Source organism: Roseovarius tolerans, assembly GCF_900109855.1.
Taxonomy (GTDB): domain Bacteria; phylum Pseudomonadota; class Alphaproteobacteria; order Rhodobacterales; family Rhodobacteraceae; genus Roseovarius; species Roseovarius tolerans.
This window is the reverse complement of record NZ_FOBO01000016.1, coordinates 73,274-95,892: the sequence shown is the minus strand read 5'-3', so window position 1 is coordinate 95,892 and position 22,619 is coordinate 73,274. Positions and strand designations below refer to the sequence as shown.

The following is a 22,619-nucleotide window of genomic DNA, read 5'->3' as shown; positions in this document are numbered from 1 at the left end:
TGTGGTCGACGCCTTGACCGACCTGTTCATCCTGCGCGGTCCGCCGGAATACATAAGATCCGACAATGGCGCGGAATTTATCGCCAAAAAGGTACGCGCTTGGATCGGCGCGGTGGGCGCCAAGACGGCCTTTATTGCGCCAGGATCTCCGTGGGAGAACGGCTACTGCGAAAGCTTCAATGCCAGGTTCCGGGATGAGCTTCTGAACGGTGAGGTCTTCTACTCGCTACGCGAGGCCCAGATTCTGATCGAGAAGTGGCACCGCCACTACAACACAGTCAGACCGCACAGCGCTCTGGGATACCGCCCACCAGCGCCCGAAAGCATCGTTCCGATAGACCAAAGGCCGACCATGCACTAACATTTAAAACGGACCACTCAGTGGGGGCAGACCATGGCCGCCTTCGCACTTCTGCAAATTGAAGTGTTACGAACCCGAATCATATATATGTGAAACGCGCCGAAAATCACCTTCAACGCCATCGTGGATGACTTTCGCAGGCTTCATCCCTAAGACGCATCAGGGTCGGCGACTGTGCGTAGCAAAGGGCCCTGGACCGTCAGATCCCTTCACTCGTGCCATGGCGTTGTGGTGATGCAAATGAGTGCAGCATGCACTTACTCCGCATGCCTGACATATGCGCGTCGCGTCTCGGCGGGCCGGGGCTGCGTCGGGACGCCGGGTATACCCACGACGTCCACGCAGTGTCGTTTTCCGGCTCAGTCCATCGCCTTGAAGTTGAACTCACCGCCGTCCTTGATCCCCGACGGCCAGCGCGACGTGATGGTCTTGGTGCGGGTGTAGAACTTGAACGCGTCCGGCCCGTGCTGGTTGAGATCGCCAAAGACCGATTTCTTCCAGCCGCCGAAGGTGTGATAGGCCAGCGGCACCGGGATCGGCACGTTGATGCCCACCATGCCGATATTGATCCGGTTGGCAAAATCGCGCGCCGCATCGCCATCGCGGGTAAAGATCGCAGTGCCGTTGCCCATCTCGTGATCCATCGCCAGCTTGAGCGCCTCTTCATAACTGCCCGCGCGCACGGTCGACAGCACCGGCCCGAAGATTTCCTGCTGGTAGATGTCCATATCCGGCGTCACGCGGTCAAAGAGGTGCGGCCCGATAAAGAAGCCGTCCTCGTAACCCTGCAAATTGAAATCGCGGCCATCGACGACCAGCTCCGCGCCCTGATCGATGCCCGATTGCACCAGCCCGAGGATCTTTTCCTTGGCCGCCGCCGTCACCACCGGGCCGTAATCCACGTCATCGCCCGCCGTATAGGGCCCGACCTTCAGCTTTTCGATGCGCGGCACCAGTTTCTCGATCAGCCGGTCCGCGGTCTCGTCGCCCACCGGCACGGCCACGGAAATCGCCATGCAGCGTTCGCCCGCAGCACCGTAGCCCGCGCCAATCAGCGCGTCGGCGGCCTGATCCATATCGGCGTCGGGCATCACGATCATGTGGTTCTTGGCCCCGCCGAAACACTGCACGCGCTTGCCCTGCGAACAGCCGGTGCCGTAGATATATTCGGCAATGGGCGTGGAGCCGACAAAGCCGATCGACTGGATCACGTCATTATAGAGGATCGCATCGACCGCCACCTTGTCACCGTTCACCACCTGCAAGAGGCCCTTGGGCAGGCCTGCCTCTTCCATCAGTTCCGCCAGCATCAGCGGCACCGAGGGGTCACGCTCCGACGGCTTGAGGATGAACGCGTTGCCGCAGGCCAATGCGGGCGCGAACATCCACATCGGGATCATCGCCGGAAAGTTGAACGGGGTGATCCCCGCCGTCACGCCCAAAGGCTGACGCATCGAATACATGTCGATGCCGGGCCCCGCGCTGTCGGTGAACTCACCCTTGAGCATTTCCGGCGCGCCGATGCAGTATTCCACCACTTCCAGACCGCGCTGAATGTCGCCCTTGGCATCGGGGAAGGTCTTGCCGTGCTCGCGGCTCAGCGTCTCGGCCAGCTTGTCCATGTCGCGGTTGAGCAGATCGACGAATTTCATCATCACCCGGGCGCGGCGCTGCGGGTTGGTGGCGCCCCATTTGGGCTGTGCGGCCTGCGCGGCGGCGACGGCCTGTTCCATCTCCTCGACGCTGGCCAGCGGGCATTTCGCCTGCACTTCGCCGGTGGCGGGGTTGAACACGTCTGAAAACCGGCCGGACGTGCCTTTGACATGCTCGCCGTTGATGTAATGGGTCAGTTCTTGCATCTGAGATCCTCCTCTAGGGTTGCGCGCAGGGTAGTCTTGCAAAACTCGAGCGAAAAGGGGCAATATTCCAAAAGCGATTTGCATTTTTGCAAAGGGAGCCGCCATGCAACCGCATTGGGACGATATCCGGATATTCTTGGCCGTGGCCCGCGCCGAGAGCCTGTCGGGCGCAGGCCGCGCGCTGCGCATCGACCCGGCCACCGTGGGCCGCCGGGTGGCCCGACTCGAGGAAGAGATGGGCGCGCCGCTTTTCGCCAAATCCCCCACCGGCTATGCGCTCAGCGAGGCGGGCGGGCGGCTGATGGCCCACGCGATACGCGCCGAACAGGCGATGCAGGAGGCGGCCGAGGACATGGCGGGCCAGGCGGGCAGCATGTCGGGGCAGATCCGCATCGGCGCACCCGACGGCTGCGCCAATTTCCTGTTGCCGCAGGTCTGTGCCGCGATCGGGGCCGACAATCCCGATCTGGAAATCCAGATCGTCGCCCTGCCGCGCGTCTTCAACCTGACCCGCCGCGAGGCCGATATGGTGATCGCCGTCAGCCCGCCCACGGCGGGGCGGCTCACGGTGCAGAAACTCACCGATTACCGGCTGCATCTGGCGGCATCGGTCCGGTATCTGAAAAACGCAGGCCGCATCGAGACGCTTGCCGACCTGCGCGGCCACCGGATGGTCGGCTATATTCAGGACATGATCTTCGACAAGGAACTCGACTATCTCAGCGAGGCGCGGGTGGAGCGGGTCAGCCTCGCGTCGAACTCGGTCTCGGTGCAGCTTCACTGGGTGCGACAGGCGGGCGGCATCGGCGTGCTGCACGATTTCTCACTGCCCTGGGCGCGCGGCGTGCGCCGTATCCTGACCGATCAATTCACCCTCACGCGCAGCTTCTATCTGGTGCGCCATGCCGATGATCGCAGGCTGGAACGGCAGAACCGGTTCGCCGCCGCGCTCGCCGACGGCTTGCGGCAAGAGGTTGCCCGGCTTGAGGCCCGCAGTTGACAAAAATTTTGTTCTGTATCACGCTGATTTGAGGATATTTTATTTCGGAGGGTACGCCATGCTGGTCCAGCAAATCCTGAAATCCAAGGGCGACGGCGCGGTGATCACGATCACCCCCGAAACCAAGGTCTCGGAAGCGGCGCAGACGCTGGCGGAACGTCGGATCGGCGGCCTCATCGTGTCGCGCGATGGCGAGACCGTCGACGGCATCCTCTCGGAACGCGACATCGTGCGCAGCCTCGCGGTGCGCGGCACCTCCTGCATGACCGAAACGGTATCCGACATGATGACCCGCAACCCGGTCTGCTGTTCCAAGCAAGACAGCTCGGACGCGGTTCTAACCCGCATGACCGATGGCCGCTTCCGCCACATGCCCGTGGTCGAGGATGGCAAGCTGGTGGGCATCGTCACCATCGGCGACGTGGTCAAGGCCCGGCTGGAGGAGTTGTCGATGGAGAAGAACGCGCTTGAAGGGATGATCATGGGCTACTAGCCCTTGCATTCACCGGCGCAATATTGTTGCGTGCGCTTCGACTGCAACAAAGGAGCGGCCCGATGCGCATAGCCCTCTATCCCGGCACGTTCGACCCGATCACGCTCGGGCATGTCGATATCATCCGCCGGGCGGCGATTCTGGTGGACCGGCTGGTGATCGGGGTGGCGATCAACCGCGACAAGGGCCCGCTTTTCTCATTGGAAGAGCGCGTCGCGATGATCGAGGCCGAGGCCAAGGCGCTCAGCGTCGAGACCGGCACCGAAATCATCGCACATCCGTTCGAGAACCTGCTGATCAACGCGGCCCATGACGTTGGCGCGCAGATCATCGTGCGCGGCCTGCGGGCGGTCACCGATTTCGAGTATGAATTCCAGATGGTCGGGATGAACCGCGCACTCGACAACTCGGTCGAGACGGTGTTCCTGATGGCCGACGCCAACCATCAGGCCATCGCATCGAAGCTGGTCAAGGAAATTGCCCGGCTTGGCGGGGACGTCACGAAATTCGTCCCCCCCGCCGTGAAGGCGGCGTTGCTGGCCAAACTCGACTGATCAGCCGAGGTGCTTGCCCATTTCGCCCGCCACATCCAGCATGCGGTTGGAAAAGCCCCATTCGTTGTCATACCACGCCAGCACCCGGCACATGCGGGCGTCCATCACCCGGGTCTGATCAACCGCAAAGATGCTGCTATGCGGGTTGTGGTTGAAATCCGATGAGACGAGCTCGCGGCGCGTGACGTCCAGCACCCGGTTGAGCGCGCCATTCGCCGCCGCCTGCATCGCCGCGTTGATCTCATCCACATCCGTGTCGCGCGCGGCCTCGAATGTCAGGTCCACGACGCTCACATTCGGGGTCGGCACGCGAATGGCCGTGCCGTCAAGCCGCCCGTCAAGCGCCGGTAGAACCAGCCCCACGGCGCGGGCCGCCCCGGTGGTGGTGGGGATGATGTTCAGCCCCGCCGCCCGCGCGCGGTAGAGATCCTTGTGCATCGTGTCGAGCGTCGGCTGATCGCCGGTATAGCTGTGCACCGTGGTCATGAACCCACGCGTGATGCCCATGCTCTCATGCAGCACCTTGGCCACGGGCGCGAGACAATTGGTGGTGCAGGACGCGTTCGAGACGATCACGTCCTGCGCCGTCAGATCATTGTGATTGACCCCGTAAACCACCGTGCGATCCGCGCCTTTTGACGGGGCCGATACCAGCACCCGCTTGGCCCCGTTTGCCAAATGCGCGGCGGCCTTGTCTCGGTCGGTGAAGAGGCCGGTGCATTCCAGCACCACGTCGATATCGCCCCAGGGCAACTCTGCCGGGTCGCGCAGCGCGGTCACGCGGATCGGCCCGCCCCCGACGTCGATACTGTCCTCGGTCGTCGTGACCGACCCGGGAAAGCGGCCATGCACGCTGTCGAATTCCAGCAGATGCGCGTTGGTCTCGACCGGGCCGAGATCGTTGATCGCCACGATCTCGATGTCATGGCGTCCGGTTGCCACCAGCGCACGCAGCACGTTGCGCCCGATACGGCCGAACCCGTTGATCGCCAGCCTGAGTGCCATGATGTGTCCTCCTGATATCTCGCGGCGCATATCCGAATGGTTAGCGCTAACATTTGATCGCGAACATAAACGAATTTCGAATGTAGTCAAATCATGGTTTCTTGATCGGAAAAGGTGCCAAAACGATCAACGCCAGAAGGCGAGATATTCGATGAACGCGACCAGTTTGCGCCCCAGAAAGACCGTGCCCGCGCTGTCGTGATAGACCTTGTCGAACACCAGGATTGCCACAATCATCAGTCCGAGAATGATCGCGATCCGGTTGGTCATGAGGGGTATTCCAAATGAAAAGGTCCCGCCGGGTATGCCCGACGAGACCACGTTGCGCAATAGTGCGCGGGTTTACTGCAACCGGCCCATCGCCACGGCCACATCGGCCATGCGGCACGAAAAGCCCCATTCGTTGTCATACCACGCCAGCACCCGCACCAGCCGCTTGCCGGTGACCTTGGTCTGATCGGGCGCAAAGATCGAGCTTTCCTCGGTATGGTTGAAATCGACGCTGACCTTGGGTTCGGGGTCATAGGCCAGCACGCCCTTCATCGGGCCTGCGGCCGCAGCGGCGACGACCTCGTTGACGTCGGCCTTGGTCACGTCGCGCTTGGCGACAAAGGTCAGGTCCACCGCCGAGACATTGGGCGTCGGCACCCGGATGGCCGATCCGTCGAGACGCCCCGCCAGTTCCGGCAGCACCTCGCCAAGCGCCTTGGCGGCCCCGGTCGAGGTCGGGATCATCGACATCGCCGCCGCCCGCGCGCGGTAAAGGTCACTGTGCCGCCGGTCGAGCGTCGGCTGATCGCCGGTATAGGCGTGGATCGTGGTCATGATGCCGCTCTCGATGCCGATCCCGTCATTCAGAACCTTGGCCAGCGGTGCCAGGCAATTGGTGGTGCAGGACCCGTTCGAGATCATCCGCTCGCCCGCCTGCAACGTCTCATGGTTCACGCCGTAGACCACGGTGCGGTCCACGTTCTTGCCGGGGGCCGACAAGAGCACCTTGCGCGCGCCGCGCTCCAGATGGGTCTTGGCAGTCAGCCCGTCGTTGAACTTTCCGGTGCATTCCATCACCACATCCACGCCCTCCCAGTCGAGCGCGGTCATGTCATAGGTCGAGTACATCTCGATCGGGCCACGGCCCAGATCCATCGTGTTGCCCTCGACAGTGATCGGATGGGCAAAGCGGCCATGCACGCTGTCATAGCGCATCAGATGCGCCGCGGTCTCGATCGGGCCGGTGGCGTTTACCTTGACCACCTTGATATCGTTGCGCAGGCTTTCGGAAATATGCGCCAGCGTGGCGCGACCGATACGGCCGAAACCGTTGATACCGACGGTGATGGTCATTGGGCTCTCCTGCTCCGGGATTTGGCGGCGGTATAGACCCAAGCGGGCCGCGCTGAAAGATGGAAGTGATGCGTTTTCGTTGGTTATTCAGCATGTTAGCGATAACCGTTATCGCAAACCCATGCGCCGGGGCCATGATTGCGCTAACGGCGCGGGTGCCATGTCGGCAGTTGCACATATCGCTCAATCCGCTATCCACATGCGGCGGCGGGGCATGACCGCGACCGCAGGGGAGACACGAAAGAGAATGAGGGCCATGGCGATCAAGGTGACATCGCGCAGGGCAGGGGCCGCATGTCCCTGATCCTGCTGGTCGAACAGGCGCTCAACGGGCTGCAACTGGGGGTCATGCTGTTCCTGATGGCGGCCGGTCTGACGCTGATCTTCGGCGTCATGGGCCTGATCAACCTCGCGCATGGCTCGCTCTACATGGTGGGGGCGTTCGCGGCGGCGGCGGTGGCCGGGCTGACCGGCTCGTTCCTGCTGGCGCTGGTGGCCAGCCTCGCGGCGGCCGCCCTGGCCGGGGTGATTGTCGAGATCACGGTGATCCGGCGGCTCTACGACCGCGACCACCTCGATCAGGTGCTGGCCACCTTCGCGCTGATTCTCATCTTCTCGGAAGGCACGCGCTGGCTTTACGGCTCGGTGCCGCTCTATCTCGACCGGCCCGAGTGGCTGTCGGGCACGGTGACATTGCCCCTCGGCATCGAATATTCCGCCTATCGTCTGGCGTTGATCGGCGCAGGGCTGGCGGTGGCGGCGGGGCTTTTCTGGATGATCGCCCGCACACGGCTGGGCATCCAGATCCGCGCCGGCGAGAATGACCGCGAGATGATCGGCGCATTAGGCGTCAATATCTCTGGGCTCTACACGCTTGTCTTTGCGCTGGGCTCGGCGCTCGCCGGGCTGGCGGGTGCATTGATCGGCGCGATCCAATCGGTGCAGGTCGGCATGGGCGAGCCGGTGCTGATCCTCGCCTTCGTGGTCATCGTGATCGGCGGTATCGGCTCGATCAAGGGCGCGCTGGTGGGTGCGATCCTCGTCGGCATGACCGACACGCTGGGCCGGGTGCTGCTGCCGCAGGCGTTCGCCCTCTTCATGGATGCCTCATCGGCCACCACCGCGGGCTCGGCGCTCGCCTCGATGGCGATCTACCTGCTGATGGCGGGCGTGCTTCTCTTCCGGCCCAAGGGGCTTTTCGGCGGGGCCACGGCATGAGGCGCGAGAGGGTGCTCAACGCGGCCCTCCTGCTGGGCCTGCTGGCGATCCCGCTCTGGGCGTGGATCGTCGATGAGCCCTTTACCATCACCCTCGTCACCCGCGCGGTGATCCTCGCCATCGCGGGCATCGGCCTCAACGTGGCGCTTGGTCTTGGCGGTCTGGTCAGCCTCGGGCACGCGGCGTTCTTCGGCTTGGGCGGCTATGCCATGGGCATTCTCGCCTATCACGCGCAGACCTATACCCCGCTGATCGAGATGCCGCTCCTGATCGAGGGCACGAAATCCATGCCGGTGATCTGGCTGGTCGCAATCGCCGTCAGCGCGCTCGCGGCGCTGGCCATCGGCGCGCTCTCCTTGCGCACCACCGGGGTCTATTTCATCATGATCACCCTCGCTTTCGGTCAGATGTTCTATTATTTCGCGATTTCCTGGCCCGCCTATGGCGGCGAGGACGGGCTGTCGATCTATGTGCGCAACGGCGTGGCGGGGCTCAACACGATGGACCCGCTCACCTTCTTCGCGATCTGCTACGCGCTGCTGCTGCTGGTGCTCTTCATCGTCTCGCGCCTTGCCGCTTCGCCCTTCGGCCTGATGCTGGGCGCCGCCCGGCAAAACCCCGCCCGGGTAGAGGCGGTGGGGCAGGCCCCTTACCGCCTCTACCTCACCGCCTTCGTCATCTCGGGCGCGATCACCGGCCTCGCGGGCGCGCTCTTCGCCGATCTTAACCGCTTCGTCAGCCCCGTCATGCTGTCCTGGCAAACCTCGGGCGAGATCATGGTCTTCGTGATCCTCGGTGGGGTCGGGCGCGTCTTCGGCCCGGTCGCGGGGGCCGCGCTCTTCATCGCATTGGAACATTGGCTCGGCGGGCTCAGCGACTACTGGCACATCTATCTCGGCGCGATCCTGCTTGGCGTGGTCCTCTTTGCGCGCGGCGGCATCTATGGCCTCATTGCGGGGCGCGAGGTGGCGCATGACTGAGCCGGTGATCGACGTGCGTGGCATCACCAAGGCGTTCGGCGGGCTGGTGGCGAGCGACGATATCACGCTCAACCTGCGCCCCGGTGAGATCCACGCCCTCATTGGCCCCAACGGCGCGGGCAAGTCCACGCTGATCGCGCAAATCGCGGGCGCGCTGCGCCCCGACCGGGGGCAGGTCCGGCTCAACGGTCAGGACGTGACCGCGCTCGACACCCCCGCCCGCGCGCGGCGCGGCTTGGGGCGGACGTTTCAGATCTCCTCGCTGGCGATGGACTACACCGTGTTGCAGAACGCCATGATCGGCGCGCTCGGGCGGCGCGGCGACGTGATGCGGTTCCTGCGCCCGGTGATGCGCGACACCGCCCTGTGCGAGGCGGCCGAGACGGCGCTCGATCAGGTCGGTCTCTCGGAATTTCGCGCCCTGCGCACGGCGGAACTGTCGCACGGTCAGCGGCGGCAGCTGGAACTGGCCGTCGCCCTCACGCTCACCCCCCGCGCCTTTGTCATGGACGAGCCGATGGCGGGTCTGGGCGCCGAAGGCTCAAAGCGGCTGATCACCTTTCTCTCCGACTTGCGTGCCCGCACGCCCATTCTGCTGGTGGAACACGACATGGACGCGGTCTTTGCCCTCGCCGACCGGATCAGCGTGCTGGTGGGCGGGCGCATCATCGCCACCGGCCCGGTGACTGAGATTCGCGCCAACCCGGAGGTGCGCCGCGCCTATCTGGGCGAGGACGCCCAGCCATGAGCCTGCTCACCCTCTCGCATATCTCGGCCTTCTACGGCCCCTCGCAGGCGCTCTTCGATGTCGATCTGGCCCTGGACGAGGGCGAAGTGCTGGCCCTTCTGGGGCGCAACGGCATGGGCAAATCCACCACCATCAAGGTGATCTGCCGCCTGTTGCGCCATCGTGGCGGCACAGTGATTTTTGACGGGCAAGACATGGCCCGCCTGCCCAGCTACCGCGCGGCACGTGCCGGAATCGGCCTTGTGCCCGAGGGGCGGCGCTGCTTCACCAATCTCACGGTCGAGGAAAACCTGATCGCCGCCGCGCGCCCCGGTGAGTGGGATTTCGCCCGCGTCGCGGGGCTCTTTCCCCGGCTGCACGAACGCCGCTCGCAATCGGCGGGCTCGCTCTCGGGCGGCGAGCAGCAGATGCTTGCCATCGGGCGGGCGCTTATGACCAACCCGCGCCTGCTGATCCTAGACGAGGCGACCGAGGGACTGGCCCCCGTGGTGCGACAGGAAATCTGGGCCGCCATCGCCCGGCTGAAATCCGAGACCGGCATGGCGCTGATCGTGGTCGATAAATCCCTCGGCGAACTCGGTCGCATCGCCGACCGCGCCGTGGTGCTGGAAAAGGGCGTCTCGGTCTGGACCGGGGCTTTCGCCGCGCTCTCGCCCGCGCTGACCGACCGTTACTTGGGCGTCTGAGCGGCCTCGGCCAAGAGCGCCCGCGCCACCAGCGCAGGCACCCCCGGCGCACAGCCGATCGGATCGAGCCGCACGCCCTGAAACCCCGCCCCATTCAGTGCCTCGGGGATATCGTCGATCACATGGCCGAGGATCGCGGCAAAGAACGGCAGGCAGATCGCCCGCGCCCCCAGCCCCGCCGCCTGATCGGCCAGGTAGGGTGCCTGCTCTACAAACCCCACGCGCATCTCGGCAAAGCGTGTCCGCACCGCCACGGCCTCGGCGAAGCCCCGCGTGTCGCGCGCAGAATTGGGGCTGCGCCCCGATCCGTGCCCGGCGATGAACAGCTGCGTCTCACCCGCCTGCCAGCCGCGGTCGGCCAGCACCTCGCGTAACACCTCAGACGCCAGATCGGGCAACTCGGGCGACACACCGAGTGGTCGCAAAACATGCGCCTCCTGTGCCCCGCTCAGCCGCTTGCGCAGGTTGTCACCGGTGAACCAGCCCTCGGTCATGAACAGCGGATAGACCAGCGGCGCAGGCCCCGCCGCGTCGAGGGCGGCATCGAGCGCACCGGGTGCCGCCAGTGTCGCCGCCCCCACATGCCATCCGGGCAGCGCCTCCGCCACCCGCGTGGTGAACCGCTCCAGATCGGCCTGCGCCGGATCGGGGTCCGAGGGCTGTCCGTGGCTCACGATGATGGCGGCGGGCATGGGCGTCTCCTTGCAAGTCTCGGCATCTCAGCCACTGGCGCAGGAAATGCAGCGCGGCGCGGCGGGGTCAAGCCGCAACCGCCCCTCCGCGATCTCTTCACCGCAATCCTCGCAATAGCCGAACTCGCCCTCGTCGATCCGCGCGAGCGCCGCCATCAGCCGCCGACGCTCAGCCTGCCGTCTAGCATGCCCCGCCTTGGCCATTGCCTGATTTTGCAACGCATCCATGCGGCTCAGCCGCCCGACCGCCTGCTGATCCAGCTCCACCGTCGCCTGCCCGTCGCGCCCGCGCGCCTCATCCTGCTCCAACTCCGCCAGCAGGCACTCGATCAACACCCGAAATTCCGCCGCCCGCGTGTCATTCATTTTGGTGATCCCCCCTGTCACGCCTTTGCATTTTACGACGCATGCCTATCTGCTATACTCAACCCGATCCAGAGGAGCATGAGCCGTGGCACATACCAAGACCAAACTGGCCGAATTCGATCCCGTCTGGGCGCGCATCGCCCGCGAGGCCGAGGCCGCGATCAGCGACGAGCCGCTTCTCGGCGGTCTCATTCATTCCAGCGTGCTGCACCACGGCACCTTCGAATCGGCGCTCGCCTATCGCATTTCGCTCAAGCTGACCTCGAACGAGATGCCCGAGCAGATCCTGCGCGAAATCTGTGACATGGCGCTCAATTCCGACGAGTCGATCGGCCTTGCCGCGCGCGCCGATATTGTGGCGGTGAACGACCGCGACCCGGCCTGCGACCGATTCCTGCTGCCGCTCCTGTTCTTCAAGGGCTTTCAGGCGATTCAGACGTACCGCATCGCGCATTGGCTGTGGGAAACCGGACGCTACGATCTGGCACGGTTCTTCCAGATGCGCTGCTCCGAGGTGTTCGGCGTCGATATTCACCCCGGCGCCCGGATCGGCAAGGGGATCATGATCGACCACGCCCATTCCATCGTCATCGGCGAGACGGCAGTGGTCGGAGACAACGTTTCGATGCTGCATTCGGTGACATTGGGCGGCACCGGCAAGGAAGAAGAGGACCGCCACCCCAAGATCGGCAACGGCGTGCTGATCGGGGCAGGGGCCAAGGTGCTGGGCAACATCAAGGTCGGCAATTGCAGCCGCGTCGCCGCAGGCTCGGTCGTGCTTGAAGAGGTGCCGCCCTGCAAGACCGTGGCGGGCGTCCCCGCCAAGATCGTCGGCGAGGCGGGCTGCGATCAGCCCTCGGTCAGCATGGATCAGCTGTTGGGCGTGCGCGGCACCGACGAGGACGACTAGGGCGGCGCGGCCTGCATGCAGACCACCTTCACCCTCACCACGCAGGGGCAGGGCCTCTACGAGTTCACCGACCGGGTCGCCGATTGGGTGGCGGGCGATGGCCTACTGACGCTGTTCATCCGCCACACCTCGGCCAGCCTGCTCATCCAGGAAAACGCCGATCCCGAGGTGCAGACCGACCTGCGCGCCTTTTTCGCCCGCCTTGTGCCGCCAACCACCGATCCGTCGATGGCCTATCTCAGCCATACCTATGAGGGCCCCGACGACATGCCCGCGCATATCAAGGCGGCACTCCTGCCCGTCAGCCTCAGCATCCCGGTCGAGGATGGCCGCCTGCGGCTTGGCACGTGGCAGGGGATATACCTCTTCGAGCACCGAGATGCGCCGCATATCCGCGAGGTTGCGGCGCATCTCGGATAGGCTGTGGCAGCGCCCGGTTCTACTGCGTCGGCATCAGAAAGATTTCCTGAACCGACGCGCGCTCGGGCGCGCTCAGCGCATGCATGACCGCATGCGCCACATCCTCGGGCTGCAACTTGTCGGGCTTGGGGCTGTCGAAAAAGGGCGTGTCGACCATGCCCGGCGCGATCACCGTGCAGCGCCCGCCCCACTCGCGCATCTCCTCGGCCATGTTGCCGCCAAAGCCATGCACGAACCACTTGGACGCGCCGTAGATCGAGCCCTTGATATGCCGCTTGCCCGCCGCCGAGCCGGTCAGGATCAGATGCCCCTTGCTTTCTTGCAACGCGGCGTAGCTGGCCTTGACCGTGAAGAGCAGGCCCATGACGTTGATATCCATCATGCTGCGCCATTCCTCGGGGTCGCCCTCGGCCACGCCGGGCGTGTCGAGCCCGCGCCCGGCATTGGCAAAGACGGCGTTGATCTGCCCGAACCGCGCTTGCGTCTCGCGCACCGCGTGGTCCAGCTCGGCTATCTGCGTCACGTCGCCGGGCAGGGCGAGGGCGCGCGTCTCTCCCAATCCCGCGACCAGCGCCTCCAGCTTGTCTTGGCTGCGCGCGAACAGCGCCACGTTCCAGCCTGCCTCGGCGGCGGCGCGCGCGGTCTCGGCCCCGATCCCGCTTGAGGCCCCGGTGATGAACAGCGTCTTGGTCGTCATGCGATGTCCTTTCCATTCGTGTTTCCGCTCATCTAGGCCCCTGACCGGCCTCTTTCAAAGGCAATCACGCCGCCTATCTAGCGGTGCGATTTCCCCCCTACCCAAAACCTTGCGGCTGTCCTATAGTGACTGTGGATAACTGGGCTTCAGACCCATGACCCAAGAGGCAGAGACAAAGAAGGGGGACGGCCCATGCGCTGCCCGTTTTGCGGAAATATCGATACACAGGTGAAGGATTCACGCCCCGCCGAGGATCACGTCTCGATCCGGCGCAGGCGCTTCTGCCCGGCCTGCGGCGGGCGGTTCACCACCTACGAGCGGGTCCAGCTGCGCGATCTCGTGGTGGTCAAGACCAATGGCCGGCGCGAGGATTTCGACCGCGACAAGCTGGAACGCTCGATCCGCATCGCGCTCCAGAAACGCCCGATCGAGCCCGACCGCGTAGAGCAGATGATCTCCGGCATCGTGCGCCGATTGGAGAGCATGGGCGAGACCGATATCCCCTCCAAGACCGTGGGCGAAATCGTGATGGAAAGCCTCGCCCGCATCGACACCGTGGCCTATGTGCGCTTCGCCAGCGTCTACAAGAACTTCCAGGAAGCCGATGATTTCGACCGCTTCGTAAGCGAGTTGCGCCCCGACGAGGCGGCGGCAACCCCAGACCCCGACGCGTGACGGGACGGGACGTTCGTTTCATGCGCCTCGCCCTGTCGCTCGGGCGGCGGGGCATGGGGCAATGCGCGCCCAATCCGGCGGTCGGCTGCGTCATCGTCAAGGATGGCCGCATCGTCGGGCGCGGCTGGACCGCACCGGGCGGGCGGCCGCATGCCGAAACACAGGCGCTGGCGCAGGCAGGCGCGGCGGCACGCGGCGCCACCGCCTATGTCACGCTTGAACCCTGCGCGCATCACGGAAAAACCCCGCCCTGCGCCGAGGCGCTGATCGCGGCCCGGGTGGCGCGCGTGGTGGCCTCGTTCGACGACAATGACGCGCGCGTTGCAGGGCGCGGTTTCGCCATGCTGCGCGCCGCCGGAATAGAGGTCACGACCGGCGTCATGGCCGAAGAGGCCGCGCGCGATCTCGCCGGATCGCTGATGCGCAATGAAACCGGGCGGCCTTTCGTGACGCTGAAACTCGCCTCCAGCCTCGACGGGCGCATCGCTACCGCCACCGGTCACAGTCAGTGGATCACCGGGGCACAGGCGCGGCGCATGGTCCACGCGATGCGCGCGCGCCGTGACGCGGTGATGGTGGGGGCAGGGACGGCGCGCGCCGACGATCCCACGCTCACCGTGCGCGATATGGGCGCGCGCAGGCAACCGGTGCGCGTCGTGGTCTCGCGCAGGCTCGACCTGCCGCTAATGTCCAATCTCGCGCGCACCGCGAATGACGTGCCGCTCTGGCTCTGCCACGGCACCGAGGTCGACCCTGCCATCGCCGAGGCGTGGCGCGGCGTCGGCGCGCGGCTCTTGCCCTGCGACGTGGTGGCAGGGCAGGTCGACCCCGAGGCGATCCTGCAGGCGCTCGGGCAGGCGGGGCTGACGCGGGTGCTCTGCGAAGGCGGCGGCGCGCTCGCCGCGTCGCTTCTGGGCGCGGGTCTGGTCGATGAATTCGTCGGTTTCACCGCGGGTCTCGCCATCGGGGCCGAGGGGCTGCCGGGGATCGGCGCGCTGGGCCTCGCTCGGCTCGAAGAGGCCGGCCGCTTCACGCTGGTCGAGACGCACCAGGTGGGCGGCGACGTGATGCATCGCTGGCGGCGCGTCTGAGTATTTTCGCCATAAAGAAACACCCGTCTTCTTTATGGTCCAAATACTCTCGCCGAAGGCGATACGACATTTGCCCCCTCACGCCGGTTTGCGCGGTCGCGCCCGCGCCGCCATCACGTCGCGCCCCAATGTAAGCGTATAGGCCTCCAGTTCCGACAGCGCGGTCTGTGCGGCATCGGCCTCGTGGCGCTCCAGCGCGTCGGCGATGCGGGTGTGAAAGCCGACGATCGCCTCGCGCGACCGCGCGGTGAAGGTGATCATGTTCATCAGCGGCTGCATCGCCTCGACCGCCCCGGCCAATTGGTAGCTGAGCACCGGATTGTCCGCGCTGTCCACCAAGGCCCGGTGAAACGTGACATCCGAGGCGCAAAACGACTCATCCGTCAGCCCCGGTTGCCCCTGCCGGTGGATTTCCGCGCGCATCGTCGCCAGCATGTCGGGCGTGCGGCGCTCTGCGGCCAGCGGCGTGCAGGCGCGCTCCAGCGCATAGCGCGCCTCGCAGGCCACATCAAAGCTGATCGCGTTCATGCTCAGAAGCAGCGTCGAGGTGGTGATATGCTGGCCATACGCCTCGGGGTAACTCAGCCGGTTCACGAAGGCCCCGCCGAACGCGCCGCGCGCCGTGCGGATGAGCGATTGCGCCGCCAGCCGCTTGAGCGCCTCGCGCACCGTCGGGCGTGACACCTCGAAATGATCGGCGAGTTCGGCCTCAGACGGCAGGCGCTCGTCCACAATGAGCCGCCCGGCCATGATCTCCTCGCGGATGGCCTCGGCGATCTGGGCCGAAAGGTCGGCCTTGTTATCCGGATCAATTTTCATTTGTCTTACATTTAAATGTCTGACAATTTAAACGCAAGAGATGAGTCGTGAGGGAGAGCGCGATGATCGCGGCACAGGTCAGACGAATGGGCGGCGGGCACTGGCTGGTGCTCTTCGGCCTCATTCTCGGGGCCTGGGGGCTTCTCTATGCTATGGCGCTGCCGCAGGACTTGCGCGACGGCGCGGTGATCTACGGGGCTGATTTCCTGCAAAGCCTGTGCATCGTCACGCCCGACGCCGCCGGTTTCGGCCGGATCATCCTCATGTGGGCGCTGATGTCGGCGGCGATGATGGCCCCCACGGCGCTGCCCGCCTTCGCCACCTATGAAGAGCTGAGCCATACCGGCGAAACCCGCTTCGGTGCGCTGGTGGCGGGCTATCTCTCGGTCTGGCTGGGCTTTTCGGTGCTGGCGGCTGCGGCGCAGATGGTGCTCTTTCAGGCGGGGCTGCTGACGGCCTTTGGCGACAGCCGCTCCGGCGTGCTCTCGGCGGCATTGCTGGCGCTCGCAGGGCTGTATCAGTTCAGCCCCGCCAAGGAGGCCTGCCTGTCGAAATGCCGCCGCCCGCTGGCGTTCTTCATGCAGTACTGGGACGAGGGCGCTGTGCGCAACGGCGTCCGCCTCGGCCTTGTCTGCCTGGTCTGCTGCTGGGCGCTGATGCTGCTGGCGTTCGTGGGGGGCGTGATGAACCTCGCCTTCATGGGGCTGGCCACGGTGATCATGGTTCTGGAAAAACTGCCCGATATCGGGCGCTGGCTCACCCGCCCCTTGGGCGTCGTGCTGCTGGCCGCATCGGTCTGGGTTCTGTTCGCGACAATATGAGAGAGGAGGCCACGACATGGCATTGGACGACGCAAGCGTGGGCACGGTGCCCTGGACGATCAAGGGGGAGTTGATCCTCAACTGCAACTGCACGGTATTCTGCCCCTGCGTGGTCAGTCTTGGCAAACACGCACCCACCGAAGGCTACTGTCAGGCGTGGTCGGGCGTGCGCATCGACGAGGGGCAGTATGGCGATACCGATCTCAGCGGGCTCAACGTCGGCCTGATGCTGGAAATCCCCGGCCTGATGGCGCGCGGCAACTGGAAGGCCGCTGCCTATATCGACGAACGCGCCAGCGACGACGCCTACGAGGGGCTGGTCAACATCTTCTCGGGCAAGGCGCGCGGCACCACCGGTCTCTTCGGGGTGCTGGTCAGCGAATTCTTGGGGGCTGAGCGCGCGCCGGTCATCTTCGAGACCGAAGGCAAGGCCCGCCGCCTGATGGTCGGCAAGAAAATCCAGGGCGAGGTGGTCCCCGTCGAGGGCCACAAGGGTGAGGATATCGTCGTCACCAATACCGAATACTGGATGGGCCCCGATATTACAGTGGCCACCGCCACCAAGGGCCGCGTCCGCGCCTTCGGCCGGGTCTGGGATTTCGACGGGCGCAGCGCGGAAATCTGCCAGATCGACTGGAAAGGTCCGCGCTGATGATGCTGACGGCGGATTATGTCGCGCTCATGGCGCGCTATAATGCGTGGCAGAACGCGCAGATCACCCGCGCCATCGACGGGGTGAGCCGACACGTGCTGACCGAGGATCACGGGGCGCATTTCTCGTCGATCCTCGGCACGCTTAACCATATCCTCTGGGCCGACCGCATGTGGCTGCACCGCTTCAAGGTCGAGGACACCCGCCCCGAGGGCGGGATCAAAGAGAGCACCACGCTCACCCCCACCGGCGCGGCGTGGAGCGCCGAGCGCTTCACCACCGATGGCCGCATCAAGGCCTGGGCGGGGCGCGTGCACAGTATCGACCTCACCGGCGATCTGACCTTCTATTCAGGGGCCTTGGGGGCCGAGATTACCACCCCCATGGCCGCCTGCGTCACCCATTTCTTCAACCACCAGACCCATCATCGGGGGCAGGTCCACGCGATGCTGACCCGCGCCGGGCTGCCCGCCCCGGTCACCGATATTCCTTTCATGCCCGAGGATCACGCATGACCACACCGCTCCTGTCCCTGTCGCGCCGGTTGCGCCGCACGCCCTTTTCCGACGGGGTCGAGGCGGCGGGGGTCAAGGCCTATACGGTCTATAACCATATGCTGTTGCCGACGGTGTTCCGCTCCATCGAGGAGGATTACCGCCACCTGAAAGACGCGGTGCAGGTCTGGGACGTGGCCTGCGAGCGGCAGGTCGAATTGCGCGGCCCTGACGCGGGCCGCCTGATGCAGATGCTCACCCCCCGCGACCTGCGCGGCATGACGCCAGGACAGTGCTATTACGTGCCCATCGTCGATGAGACGGGGGGCATGCTCAACGACCCTGTCGCCGTGAAACTGGCCGAGGATCGCTGGTGGATCTCGATTGCCGACTCGGACCTGCTCTACTGGGTGCGCGCCACCGCGCATGGCTGGCGTCTCGACGTGCTGGTCGATGAGCCGGACGTCTCGCCTCTGGCCGTGCAGGGCCCGCGCGCCGATGACCTGATGGCGGCGGTCTTTGGCGACAGTGTCCGCGATATCCGCTTCTTCCGCTTCGGCGTGTTCGACTTTCAGGGCCGCGACATGGTGATCGCGCGCTCGGGCTATTCCAAGCAGGGCGGGTTCGAGATCTATGTCGAGGGGGGCGATATCGGCATGCCGCTCTGGCACGCGCTGATGGAGGCGGGCAAGGGCATGGACGTGCACGCCGGCTGCCCCAACCTGATCGAGCGGATCGAGGGCGGCCTCTTGAGCTACGGCAACGATATGACCGACGACAACACGCCGCATGAATGTGGGCTGGGCCGGTTCTGCAACACCCACACGGCGATCGGGTGCATCGGCCGCGACGCCCTGCTAAGGGTCGCCAAGGAAGGCCCGGTGCAGCAGGTCTGTGCCATCGCCATCGAGGGGGATGCCGTGCCGCCCTGCCGCGAATGGTGGCCGGTCCTGTCGGAAAAAGGCAAACGCGTGGGTCGGATCAGTTCCGCCGCATGGTCGCCGGATTTTGACACCAACGTCGCCATCGGCATGGTGCGGATGACCCATTGGGACGCGGGCACCGAATTGCGCATCAGCGCCCCGGATGGCGAACGGCGCGGCGTGGTGCAGGACGGGTTCTGGGCCTGAGCGGTCCCTGAGCGCGGGAGTGAGGGGCCAGCCCCTCACACTCCCCGGAGTATTTTTGGAAAGATGAAGCAGGGGGCTGGCCCTGCGATCGAAAAAGGAGAGCGATATGTTCAACGCACTGGTCGTCGAGAAGGACGAGGAAAGCGGCAAGACCTCCGCCGCGGTCAAGCAGATCACGGTCGATGACCTGCCACATGGCGAGGTGCTGGTCGCGGTCGAGTATTCCACGGTGAACTACAAGGACGGGCTCTGCGTCGGGCCGGGCGGCGGACTGGTGCGGAACTACCCGCATGTGCCGGGCATCGACTTTGCCGGAACCGTCGAGGAAAGCAGCGACGACCGATACAAACCCGGCGACAAGGTCGTGCTCACCGGCTGGCGCGTCGGCGAGGCGCATTGGGGCGGTTACGCGCAAAAGGCGCGGGTCAAGGCCGACTGGCTGGTGCCGCTGCCCGAGGGGTTGGACAGCCGTCAGGCGATGGCCGTGGGCACCGCAGGCTTTACCGCCATGCTGGCGGTGATGGCGCTGGAGGATCACGGGCTGAAACCCGGCCACGGCCCGGTGCTGGTCACCGGGGCGGCAGGCGGTGTCGGCTCGGTCGCGATCGCGATCCTTGCCAATCTCGGCCACGAAGTGGCTGCGGTTACCGGCCGACCCGATCAGGAGGACTATCTGCGCAGCCTCGGCGCTAGCCAAATCGTCGCCCGCGACGAGCTGACCGAGGTGACGCGCAAGCCGCTCGAGGCCGAGCAATGGTCAGGCTGCGTCGATGCGGTGGCGGGCGCGATGCTGGGCCGGGTGCTCAAGCAGATGAAATACGGCACCTCGGTCGCCGCCATCGGGCTGGCAGGGGGACCGGCCATCGAGGGCGCGCTGATCACCCCCTTCATCCTGCGCGGTGTCAACCTTCTGGGCATCGACAGCGTAATGCAACCCTACGAGAACCGTACCCGCGCCTGGGACCGCATCGCGCGCGACCTGCCGATGGACAAGCTCGAGGCGATGGTGCAGCCCGCCTGCCTCGGCGATCTGCCCGAGCTTGGCCGCGACATCCTCAAGGGTCAGGTCAAGGGCCGCGTCTTGGTCGACGTCAACACCTGAGACTTGCCAAGACCCGCGCCCCCCGCTAGCCATGGCCTGAGCGGGGGGCGGCGACATGGACAGCGATCAGGGCATCACCATAAGGTACGCGCGCGAGGGCGATTTCAACGCCCTCTGGCCGATCCTGCGCGGCGTCATAAAGGCAGGCGAAACCTACACGATAGAGCCGGGCCTGACGCGCGAGGCGGTGCGCGAGATGTGGATGCAGACCCCGCGCGCCACCTACGTGGCCGAGATCGCGGGCGAGGTCCTGGGCACCTATTACATCAAGACCAATCAGCCCGGCGGCGGCGCGCATGTCTGCAACGCGGGCTACATGGTGAGCGAGGCGGCGCGCGGGCAGGGCATGGCGCGGGCGATGTGCCTGCACGCGCAGACGCAGGCCCGCGCCATGGGCTATCTCGCGATGCAGTTCAATTTCGTGATCGAGACCAATACCGGGGCCATCAGGCTCTGGGAGGATCTCGGCTTTGACACCGTGGGCCGCCTGCCGCGCGCCTTTCGGCATCCCACCGAGGGACTGGTCGATGCGCGCATCATGTATAAATGGCTCGGCGACTGAGACTGCCCCCGCATTGAGAACTGGCGCGATGCCCGGACCTGTGGCAGAGTGCCGCGCATGACGCGCGTTTCATCTGGTCTTTGTTCAAGATTGATTTTCGTTATCGCCCTGAGCGTGGCGATGGCGGCGGTGGGCTTTGCCCATCGCGATCCGGGTCGCACTGTAAATCCCGACTACCTCGCCTATCTCGCGGCAGGCGGTAGCGCCGATGACCTCTGCGCGCACGACGCCCATGACGGCGGCACCGATCACGACAGCGCGGGCACCGGATGCGAGGCCTGCCGCCTCGTGGCCTCGGTGCTGCTGCCGGGACAGGCGGCTCTGCCCGAGCCATGGAGCGCGCCGCGTGAGACGCGGATCAAACACGCCCCGACGTGGCGTCTGGCACGGGCCTTCGCCCATGCCCGGCCCAATCCGCGCGCCCCGCCGCACGCCTGATTTCCTTAAAATGCGTCTCTTTTACCTGTTTCCCCCCGGCATCCGGGGTCTCTGATGGAGCCTTTCCATGACGTCGATCGACCCGACCCAATCCCCCGCGCAGTCGCGCAGCGGGGTGAACCCGTTCTATTTCGCCGCCTGGCGCTGGCATTTCTACGCTGGCCTATTCGTGATCCCGTTCTTCTGCATCCTCGCCGTCACCGGCATGCTGATGCTGTGGATTTCCTGGGTCGACGGGCGCGACGGCGAGCGCACGCCGGTGATCCCGCAAGAGGCCGCGCTCGCCGTCTCTGAGCAGGCCGAAGGCGCGGTCGCCGCCATACCCGGCGGCACGCTCAAGCAATACGTGGCCCCGCGCCGTGATGATCTCGCGGCGATCTTCCGCGTCGATCTCGACGGCGAGGCCAACATGGTCGTCGTCGATCCCTACACTGCCGAAGTTCTGGATATCTTCCCGCGCCGCTCCGGCTGGTACGATTTCGCCGATGGCATCCACAGCAACCTAATGCTGGGCGTGACCGGCGACCGGATGCTGGAAATCGCGGCCTCTCTGGGCATGGTGCTGATTGCCACCGGCCTTTACATGTGGTGGCTGCGAGAGGCCGGGTGGCGGGCGGCACTCATTCCCACCTTTGGCCGTGGCCGTGCGCTCTGGCGCTCCCTGCACGGCGTTCTGGGCTTCTGGATTTCCATCGTACTGGCGTTCTTCCTCGTCTCCGGCCTCGCCTGGGCGGGCATCTGGGGCGAGAAGATGGTCCAGGCCTGGAGCCAGTTCCCGGCCGAGAAATGGGACAACGTGCCGCTCTCGGACGATATCCACGCCAGCATGAACCACGACCGCAAGGAGGTGCCCTGGGCGCTCGAACAGACACCGATGCCCGCCTCGGGCAGCCATGCGGGCCATGCGGGCGTCGATGCCGAGGGCGGAAGTGCGGTGGATATCGACACGCTCGACACGCTGGCGCGCGAGATCGGCTTTGACGCCCGCTATCAACTCAACCTGCCGAATGGCGAGGCCGGCGTCTGGACCATCAACCGCGACTCGATGAATACCGACGACACCGACCCGACCAGCGACCGCACCGTGCATGTCGACCAGTTTACCGGCAACATCCTCGCCGATGTGCGCTATGCGGATTATTCGCTGGCGGGCAAGGCGATGGCGGTGGGCATCGCGCTGCACATGGGCACGCTGGGGCTGTGGAGCGTGCTGACCAACACCGTCTTTTGCCTCTCGGTGCTGTTTCTCTGCGTCAGTTCCGTGGTGATGTGGTGGAAGCGTCGCCCGGCGGGGGCAGGCGGGCGTCTCGCCGCGCCGCCACTGCCGCGTGACATGCCGATGTGGCAGGGCGCGGTGCTGGTCGGGCTGGCGGTCTCGCTGGCCTTCCCGCTCGCCGGGCTGACGCTGATCACCGTGCTGGCGCTCGATGTGCTGGTGCTGCAACGCCTGCCCGCGCTGCGCCGTCTGGTCAGTTGATCACGGTCCCCGTTGCGGGGGCTTC

The 22,619-nt window shown here is 65.4% G+C and carries 28 protein-coding genes; 20 read left to right on the top strand and 8 right to left on the bottom strand.

The features are described 5' to 3' along the window. A partial coding sequence (locus BMX04_RS15045) for an integrase core domain-containing protein (protein ID WP_139194577.1) occupies window positions 1–361 on the top strand: 361 nt, incomplete at its 5' end. A 359-nt stretch (window positions 362–720) separates the two neighbouring features. Here BMX04_RS15045 and BMX04_RS15040 read toward each other — a convergent pair. Continuing rightward, window positions 721–2,220 carry a CoA-acylating methylmalonate-semialdehyde dehydrogenase gene (locus BMX04_RS15040; protein WP_074787725.1) on the bottom strand — a complete coding sequence of 500 codons (1,500 nt, stop codon included), beginning with the start codon at window positions 2,218–2,220 and terminating at the stop codon, window positions 721–723. 103 nt (window positions 2,221–2,323) lie between these two features. Between BMX04_RS15040 and BMX04_RS15035 the strand changes: the two genes are divergently transcribed. From BMX04_RS15035 to coaD, 3 genes are all read left to right on the top strand, one after another. After that, window positions 2,324–3,220, top strand: a complete 897-nt coding sequence (locus BMX04_RS15035) for a LysR family transcriptional regulator (protein ID WP_074787724.1) — start codon at window positions 2,324–2,326, stop codon at window positions 3,218–3,220. 58 nt (window positions 3,221–3,278) lie between these two features. After that, entirely contained in the window at window positions 3,279–3,713 is a 435-nt protein-coding gene (locus tag BMX04_RS15030; RefSeq protein ID WP_050662004.1) for a CBS domain-containing protein, read from the top strand. Between the two features lie 62 nt (window positions 3,714–3,775). After that, window positions 3,776–4,267 (top strand): pantetheine-phosphate adenylyltransferase, encoded by a 492-nt coding sequence (gene coaD / locus BMX04_RS15025; protein ID WP_050662005.1) that lies wholly within the window; start codon window positions 3,776–3,778, stop codon window positions 4,265–4,267. Here coaD and gap (BMX04_RS15020) read toward each other — a convergent pair whose 3' ends face one another. The 3 genes from gap (BMX04_RS15020) to gap (BMX04_RS15015) all read right to left on the bottom strand — a co-directional run bounded on the left by gap (BMX04_RS15020) (window position 4,268) and on the right by gap (BMX04_RS15015) (window position 6,616). Beyond that, window positions 4,268–5,272 (bottom strand): type I glyceraldehyde-3-phosphate dehydrogenase, encoded by a 1,005-nt coding sequence (gene gap / locus BMX04_RS15020; protein WP_074787723.1) that lies wholly within the window; start codon window positions 5,270–5,272, stop codon window positions 4,268–4,270. Between the two features lie 126 nt (window positions 5,273–5,398). Further along, window positions 5,399–5,542 carry a hypothetical protein gene (locus BMX04_RS19485; protein WP_050662006.1) on the bottom strand — a complete coding sequence of 48 codons (144 nt, stop codon included), beginning with the start codon at window positions 5,540–5,542 and terminating at the stop codon, window positions 5,399–5,401. 72 nt (window positions 5,543–5,614) lie between these two features. After that, window positions 5,615–6,616 carry a type I glyceraldehyde-3-phosphate dehydrogenase gene (gene gap / locus BMX04_RS15015; protein WP_050662007.1) on the bottom strand — a complete coding sequence of 334 codons (1,002 nt, stop codon included), beginning with the start codon at window positions 6,614–6,616 and terminating at the stop codon, window positions 5,615–5,617. Between the two features lie 294 nt (window positions 6,617–6,910). Between gap (BMX04_RS15015) and BMX04_RS15010 the strand changes: the two genes are divergently transcribed. The 4 genes from BMX04_RS15010 to BMX04_RS14995 are packed head-to-tail and all read left to right on the top strand — an operon-like array spanning window position 6,911 to window position 10,248. After that, entirely contained in the window at window positions 6,911–7,834 is a 924-nt protein-coding gene (locus tag BMX04_RS15010) for a branched-chain amino acid ABC transporter permease (RefSeq protein WP_074787722.1), read from the top strand. Next, on the top strand, window positions 7,831–8,814 hold the full coding sequence (locus BMX04_RS15005) for a branched-chain amino acid ABC transporter permease (protein WP_074787721.1): 984 nt from the start codon (window positions 7,831–7,833) through the stop codon (window positions 8,812–8,814). Before BMX04_RS15010 ends, BMX04_RS15005 begins: the two co-directional genes overlap by 4 nt. Next, a complete protein-coding gene (locus tag BMX04_RS15000; RefSeq protein WP_074787720.1) occupies window positions 8,807–9,562 on the top strand; it encodes an ABC transporter ATP-binding protein in 756 nt (251 codons plus the stop codon). Before BMX04_RS15005 ends, BMX04_RS15000 begins: the two co-directional genes overlap by 8 nt. After that, window positions 9,559–10,248, top strand: a complete 690-nt coding sequence (locus BMX04_RS14995; RefSeq protein ID WP_074787719.1) for an ABC transporter ATP-binding protein — start codon at window positions 9,559–9,561, stop codon at window positions 10,246–10,248. The genes BMX04_RS15000 and BMX04_RS14995 overlap by 4 nt, the downstream gene beginning before the upstream one ends. Here the strand turns inward: BMX04_RS14995 and BMX04_RS14990 are convergent. Together BMX04_RS14990 and BMX04_RS14985 are read right to left on the bottom strand one after the other, a co-directional pair. Continuing rightward, window positions 10,233–10,940, bottom strand: coding sequence for a CbiX/SirB N-terminal domain-containing protein (locus tag BMX04_RS14990; protein ID WP_074787718.1), 708 nt, complete (start codon window positions 10,938–10,940; stop codon window positions 10,233–10,235). The genes BMX04_RS14995 and BMX04_RS14990 overlap by 16 nt on opposite strands. Before the next feature lie 27 nt (window positions 10,941–10,967). After that, window positions 10,968–11,306 carry a TraR/DksA family transcriptional regulator gene (locus tag BMX04_RS14985; protein ID WP_074787717.1) on the bottom strand — a complete coding sequence of 113 codons (339 nt, stop codon included), beginning with the start codon at window positions 11,304–11,306 and terminating at the stop codon, window positions 10,968–10,970. 85 nt (window positions 11,307–11,391) lie between these two features. Between BMX04_RS14985 and cysE the strand changes: the two genes are divergently transcribed. Together cysE and BMX04_RS14975 are read left to right on the top strand one after the other, a co-directional pair. After that, window positions 11,392–12,216: a serine O-acetyltransferase gene (gene cysE, locus BMX04_RS14980; protein WP_050662013.1), complete on the top strand. Its 825-nt coding sequence runs from the start codon at window positions 11,392–11,394 to the stop codon at window positions 12,214–12,216. Window positions 12,217–12,231: 15 nt separating this feature from the next. Further along, window positions 12,232–12,636 (top strand): secondary thiamine-phosphate synthase enzyme YjbQ, encoded by a 405-nt coding sequence (locus tag BMX04_RS14975; RefSeq protein ID WP_074787716.1) that lies wholly within the window; start codon window positions 12,232–12,234, stop codon window positions 12,634–12,636. 19 nt (window positions 12,637–12,655) lie between these two features. Here BMX04_RS14975 and BMX04_RS14970 read toward each other — a convergent pair whose 3' ends face one another. Continuing rightward, window positions 12,656–13,333, bottom strand: a complete 678-nt coding sequence (locus BMX04_RS14970; protein WP_074787715.1) for an SDR family oxidoreductase — start codon at window positions 13,331–13,333, stop codon at window positions 12,656–12,658. Between the two features lie 192 nt (window positions 13,334–13,525). On the opposite strand from BMX04_RS14970, the gene nrdR reads away from it, so the two are divergent. Both nrdR and ribD read left to right on the top strand, forming a co-directional pair. Further along, a complete protein-coding gene (nrdR, locus tag BMX04_RS14965) occupies window positions 13,526–14,008 on the top strand; it encodes a transcriptional regulator NrdR (RefSeq protein ID WP_050662016.1) in 483 nt (160 codons plus the stop codon). Between the two features lie 20 nt (window positions 14,009–14,028). After that, entirely contained in the window at window positions 14,029–15,099 is a 1,071-nt protein-coding gene (ribD, locus tag BMX04_RS14960) for a bifunctional diaminohydroxyphosphoribosylaminopyrimidine deaminase/5-amino-6-(5-phosphoribosylamino)uracil reductase RibD (RefSeq protein ID WP_074787714.1), read from the top strand. 78 nt (window positions 15,100–15,177) lie between these two features. Here the strand turns inward: ribD and BMX04_RS14955 are convergent, their stop codons facing one another. After that, window positions 15,178–15,918, bottom strand: a complete 741-nt coding sequence (locus BMX04_RS14955) for a FadR/GntR family transcriptional regulator (protein WP_074787713.1) — start codon at window positions 15,916–15,918, stop codon at window positions 15,178–15,180. Window positions 15,919–16,004: 86 nt separating this feature from the next. Between BMX04_RS14955 and BMX04_RS14950 the strand changes: the two genes are divergently transcribed. From BMX04_RS14950 to BMX04_RS14915, 8 genes are all read left to right on the top strand, one after another. Continuing rightward, window positions 16,005–16,739, top strand: a complete 735-nt coding sequence (locus BMX04_RS14950; protein WP_074787712.1) for a DUF2182 domain-containing protein — start codon at window positions 16,005–16,007, stop codon at window positions 16,737–16,739. A 16-nt stretch (window positions 16,740–16,755) separates the two neighbouring features. Then, the gene (locus BMX04_RS14945; RefSeq protein WP_074787711.1) at window positions 16,756–17,391 is read left to right on the top strand and encodes a DUF1326 domain-containing protein; all 636 of its coding nucleotides are present in this window, start codon (window positions 16,756–16,758) and stop codon (window positions 17,389–17,391) included. Beyond that, window positions 17,391–17,906 carry a DinB family protein gene (locus BMX04_RS14940; RefSeq protein WP_074787710.1) on the top strand — a complete coding sequence of 172 codons (516 nt, stop codon included), beginning with the start codon at window positions 17,391–17,393 and terminating at the stop codon, window positions 17,904–17,906. The genes BMX04_RS14945 and BMX04_RS14940 overlap by 1 nt, the downstream gene beginning before the upstream one ends. Next, on the top strand, window positions 17,903–19,015 hold the full coding sequence (locus BMX04_RS14935; RefSeq protein ID WP_074787709.1) for a dimethylsulfoniopropionate demethylase: 1,113 nt from the start codon (window positions 17,903–17,905) through the stop codon (window positions 19,013–19,015). The genes BMX04_RS14940 and BMX04_RS14935 overlap by 4 nt, the downstream gene beginning before the upstream one ends. A gap of 106 nt (window positions 19,016–19,121) precedes the next feature. Beyond that, window positions 19,122–20,117: an acryloyl-CoA reductase gene (gene acuI / locus BMX04_RS14930; RefSeq protein ID WP_074787708.1), complete on the top strand. Its 996-nt coding sequence runs from the start codon at window positions 19,122–19,124 to the stop codon at window positions 20,115–20,117. Window positions 20,118–20,172: 55 nt separating this feature from the next. Beyond that, window positions 20,173–20,679, top strand: a complete 507-nt coding sequence (locus BMX04_RS14925) for a GNAT family N-acetyltransferase (protein WP_074787707.1) — start codon at window positions 20,173–20,175, stop codon at window positions 20,677–20,679. 90 nt (window positions 20,680–20,769) lie between these two features. Beyond that, window positions 20,770–21,117 carry a DUF2946 family protein gene (locus BMX04_RS19480; protein ID WP_175477384.1) on the top strand — a complete coding sequence of 116 codons (348 nt, stop codon included), beginning with the start codon at window positions 20,770–20,772 and terminating at the stop codon, window positions 21,115–21,117. A gap of 67 nt (window positions 21,118–21,184) precedes the next feature. Next, a complete protein-coding gene (locus BMX04_RS14915; protein WP_074787705.1) occupies window positions 21,185–22,594 on the top strand; it encodes a PepSY-associated TM helix domain-containing protein in 1,410 nt (469 codons plus the stop codon). The last annotated feature ends 25 nt before the right edge of the window (window positions 22,595–22,619 follow it).

Excerpts from the sequence above, each read along its gene's own strand:
- BMX04_RS14950 (WP_074787712.1), top strand. The coding sequence starts at position 16,005 with ATGGGCGGCGGGCACTGGCTGGTGCTCTTCGGCCTCATTCTCGGGGCC.
- BMX04_RS14985 (WP_074787717.1), bottom strand. The coding sequence starts at position 11,306 with ATGAATGACACGCGGGCGGCGGAATTTCGGGTGTTGATCGAGTGCCTG.
- gap (WP_050662007.1), bottom strand. The coding sequence starts at position 6,616 with ATGACCATCACCGTCGGTATCAACGGTTTCGGCCGTATCGGTCGCGCC.
- BMX04_RS14995 (WP_074787719.1), top strand. The coding sequence starts at position 9,559 with ATGAGCCTGCTCACCCTCTCGCATATCTCGGCCTTCTACGGCCCCTCG.
- coaD (WP_050662005.1), top strand. The coding sequence starts at position 3,776 with ATGCGCATAGCCCTCTATCCCGGCACGTTCGACCCGATCACGCTCGGG.
- BMX04_RS15035 (WP_074787724.1), top strand. The coding sequence starts at position 2,324 with ATGCAACCGCATTGGGACGATATCCGGATATTCTTGGCCGTGGCCCGC.
- BMX04_RS15000 (WP_074787720.1), top strand. The coding sequence starts at position 8,807 with ATGACTGAGCCGGTGATCGACGTGCGTGGCATCACCAAGGCGTTCGGC.
- BMX04_RS14955 (WP_074787713.1), bottom strand. The coding sequence starts at position 15,918 with ATGAAAATTGATCCGGATAACAAGGCCGACCTTTCGGCCCAGATCGCC.
- BMX04_RS15040 (WP_074787725.1), bottom strand. The coding sequence starts at position 2,220 with ATGCAAGAACTGACCCATTACATCAACGGCGAGCATGTCAAAGGCACG.
- BMX04_RS15030 (WP_050662004.1), top strand. The coding sequence starts at position 3,279 with ATGCTGGTCCAGCAAATCCTGAAATCCAAGGGCGACGGCGCGGTGATC.
- BMX04_RS14935 (WP_074787709.1), top strand. The coding sequence starts at position 17,903 with ATGACCACACCGCTCCTGTCCCTGTCGCGCCGGTTGCGCCGCACGCCC.
- BMX04_RS15010 (WP_074787722.1), top strand. The coding sequence starts at position 6,911 with ATGTCCCTGATCCTGCTGGTCGAACAGGCGCTCAACGGGCTGCAACTG.
- acuI (WP_074787708.1), top strand. The coding sequence starts at position 19,122 with ATGTTCAACGCACTGGTCGTCGAGAAGGACGAGGAAAGCGGCAAGACC.
- BMX04_RS14970 (WP_074787715.1), bottom strand. The coding sequence starts at position 13,333 with ATGACGACCAAGACGCTGTTCATCACCGGGGCCTCAAGCGGGATCGGG.
- BMX04_RS14940 (WP_074787710.1), top strand. The coding sequence starts at position 17,391 with ATGATGCTGACGGCGGATTATGTCGCGCTCATGGCGCGCTATAATGCG.
- BMX04_RS14945 (WP_074787711.1), top strand. The coding sequence starts at position 16,756 with ATGGCATTGGACGACGCAAGCGTGGGCACGGTGCCCTGGACGATCAAG.
- BMX04_RS14990 (WP_074787718.1), bottom strand. The coding sequence starts at position 10,940 with ATGCCCGCCGCCATCATCGTGAGCCACGGACAGCCCTCGGACCCCGAT.
- BMX04_RS15005 (WP_074787721.1), top strand. The coding sequence starts at position 7,831 with ATGAGGCGCGAGAGGGTGCTCAACGCGGCCCTCCTGCTGGGCCTGCTG.
- gap (WP_074787723.1), bottom strand. The coding sequence starts at position 5,272 with ATGGCACTCAGGCTGGCGATCAACGGGTTCGGCCGTATCGGGCGCAAC.
- BMX04_RS14915 (WP_074787705.1), top strand. The coding sequence starts at position 21,185 with ATGACGTCGATCGACCCGACCCAATCCCCCGCGCAGTCGCGCAGCGGG.
- BMX04_RS14925 (WP_074787707.1), top strand. The coding sequence starts at position 20,173 with ATGGACAGCGATCAGGGCATCACCATAAGGTACGCGCGCGAGGGCGAT.
- BMX04_RS19485 (WP_050662006.1), bottom strand. The coding sequence starts at position 5,542 with ATGACCAACCGGATCGCGATCATTCTCGGACTGATGATTGTGGCAATC.
- ribD (WP_074787714.1), top strand. The coding sequence starts at position 14,029 with ATGCGCCTCGCCCTGTCGCTCGGGCGGCGGGGCATGGGGCAATGCGCG.
- nrdR (WP_050662016.1), top strand. The coding sequence starts at position 13,526 with ATGCGCTGCCCGTTTTGCGGAAATATCGATACACAGGTGAAGGATTCA.
- BMX04_RS14975 (WP_074787716.1), top strand. The coding sequence starts at position 12,232 with ATGCAGACCACCTTCACCCTCACCACGCAGGGGCAGGGCCTCTACGAG.